Source organism: Pseudomonas sp. GXM4, assembly GCF_008923895.1.
Taxonomy (GTDB): domain Bacteria; phylum Pseudomonadota; class Gammaproteobacteria; order Pseudomonadales; family Pseudomonadaceae; genus Aquipseudomonas; species Aquipseudomonas atacamensis.
Genome location: NZ_WBRZ01000473.1, coordinates 1 through 1,837 on the forward strand (window position 1 = coordinate 1; position 1,837 = coordinate 1,837).

Genomic DNA, 1,837 nt, shown 5'->3' on the forward strand with positions numbered 1-1,837 from the left:
ATCGGCGCTTGGGTGAAAGGAGGAGGGTGAAAATCTCCCACGGTCTGTACTGCGCTAACAGTCAGAATCGAGCCTTGTCCCTCCTCCTCCCTTCAAGTCCTACCATACAAGCGAGCCTGCTCGCGAATGCGGTGTTTCAGTCGCCGAAGATGTTGACTGAAAGAGCGCTTTCGCGAGCAGGCTCGCTCCCACAGTTGGTATTGCCTCAGCCTAAAAACAGGGTACCGCTGGCCACAAGCGTCGCATTGCCGCCAATCTTCACTCGCTCACCTTCCAGCCGACAGAACAATTCCCCGCCCCGCGCCGAGCGCTGGCACGCGGTCAGGTTCGATTTTCCCAGACGTTTGGCCCAGTAAGGAATCAGGCTGCAATGGGTCGAGCCGGTCACCGGGTCTTCATTGATACCGATGGCCGGGGCGAAATAGCGCGAGACGAAGTCATGCTGGTTGCCACGCGCAGTAACGATCGCGCCCAGCCATGGCAGTTTCGCCAGCGCCGCCATGTCCGGTTGGCAGTCGAGCACGGCCTGTTCCGAGTCCAGCACCACGAACAGCTCGTTGGAGCCGAGCACATCAACCGCCTCGACACCGAGCGCCCGCTCGACGTCCAGCGTCACGCCGATTTCCGACGGCACGATGGTCGGAAAATCCAGCCACAAGCGGTCGCCTTCGCGGCTGACACTCAACGGCCCGGACTTGCAGGTGAAGTCGATGCGCTCGGCACTTTCCTTATAGATTTCGAACAGTACAAACGCGCTGGCCAACGTCGCATGCCCGCACAGCGGCACTTCGGTGGTCGGGGTGAACCAGCGGATATGCCAGGCCTGGCCTTCGCGCACCAGAAACGCAGTCTCCGCCAAGTTGTGTTCGGCGGCGATCTTCTGCATCAAGTCATCGGCCAGCCAGCTGTCGAGCCGATAGACCATCGCCGGATTGCCACTGAACGGCCGATCACTGAACGCGTCGACCTGATGAAACGCAAGCTGCATGATTTTCTCCCTGAGTTGGTCGACCGAGCATGCAACGGCGGCCCGGATCAGTGCCAGTGACAGAAGCGCAATTTTTTCTTCATACAGCCGGCGCGCATTTTAAGCCCGGCCGATATCGGCGAACTGCGCCTGGGTGTGCTCGGCCAGCACCGCCGGCGCCAATTCCACTTCCAGTCCTCGCCGCCCGGCACTCACATAGATAGTCGCGAACCCCTGAGCGGAATTGTCGATGAAGGTGCGCAGGCGTTTCTTCTGCCCGAGCGGGCTGATGCCGCCCAACAGGTAGCCGGTGGAGCGTTGCGCGGCAGCGGGATCAGCCATTTCGGCTTTCTTCACTCCCGCGGCATGGGCCAGCCCTTTAAGGTCGAGCGTTCCGACGACCGGCACTACGGCCACAAGCAGTTCGCCTTTTTCGCTGGCGGCCAGCAGGGTTTTGAACACTTGCGCCGGTTCGAGCCCGAGCTTCTCCGCTGCCTCCAGCCCGTAGGACGCGGCCTTCGGATCATGTTCGTAACTGTGCACGCGATGTTCGGCACGAACTTTTTTCAACAAGTCCAACGCTGGTGTCATGGCAGCTCCGGGTTCGGCAGTCTTTAAAAAAACCTGCGGCCGATTCTAGGTCATCGTTGGGCAAAAGGCTCTATTCCAAGCCGCGAATCCCGTGGCTTCGCGCTGCATTCAAGCTGTTCGCGGCGCTGATCATTCACGCGGCGAATAGTTTTATTGTGACCGACGGTTCACTTTCGACCTTTGACAGGTTTGTTTCTTGTCTATATTTTTTCGAATCTGAATAATGTAAGAATCATGCTCCGCGCAGTACCCAGCAGTAACCCGGGAACCGAATGGGGA

General features: G+C 59.1%; 2 protein-coding genes. Both read right to left on the reverse strand.

Translation table 11 applies throughout. The features are described from left to right. Positions 1-205 precede the first annotated feature (205 nt). Entirely contained in the window at positions 206-988 is a 783-nt protein-coding gene (locus F8N49_RS27505; RefSeq protein WP_151553293.1) for a PhzF family phenazine biosynthesis protein, read from the reverse strand. 99 nt (positions 989-1,087) lie between these two features. Beyond that, complete coding sequence (gene ybaK / locus F8N49_RS27510; RefSeq protein ID WP_041479874.1) at positions 1,088-1,558, reverse strand: Cys-tRNA(Pro) deacylase; 471 nt, start codon at positions 1,556-1,558, stop codon at positions 1,088-1,090. Between the last annotated feature and the right edge of the window lie 279 nt (positions 1,559-1,837).